General features: G+C 46.8%; 1 protein-coding gene. It reads left to right on the top strand.

What is annotated here, in order from left to right; genetic code table 11:
• Window positions 1–545 (top strand): transposase (locus FZC40_RS16970; RefSeq protein WP_148606522.1); only part of this gene is annotated, 545 nt, incomplete at both ends.

Here is a 545-nt window from a genome sequence, read left to right as displayed (position 1 = left end):
AATTATACAATTGGTCCAGGCAATGAACATGACAGCAGTGCATTCTGGGAATTATATCGCCGACTGAAGGAAAAAGCCCCCCAAACCATCGTTGCCGATGCCGGATATAAAACGCCGGCCATCGTCAGGCAACTGATTCTCGACGGAATCACGCCAAACCTTCCCTATACCCGACCGCATACCAAAGATGGGTTTTTCTATAAAAAGGATTATGTCTTTGATGAATACTACGACTGTTACATCTGCCCTCACGATCAGGTTCTGAAATACAGCACAACCAATCGTGAGGGTTACCGGGAGTACAAAAGTGATCCTGAAATCTGTCGAAATTGTCCAGACCTGAATCAGTGTACCCAGAGCAAAAATCATACAAAAGTTATCACCCGGCATGTATGGGCTGATTATCTGGAACAGTGCGAAGAAATCCGGCACACAATCGGACGCAAAGAAGAATACCAACTGCGTAAAGAAACCATCGAACGAGTCTTTGGCACGGCCAAGGAACATCACGGGATGCGCTATACACAGTATGTCGGGAAGGCCCG

It is taken from the genome of Acetobacterium tundrae (genome assembly GCF_008086615.1).
GTDB lineage: Bacteria > Bacillota > Clostridia > Eubacteriales > Eubacteriaceae > Acetobacterium > Acetobacterium tundrae.
Note: the sequence above shows the minus strand (reverse complement) of the source record. Positions and strands in the feature narration are given on the sequence as shown.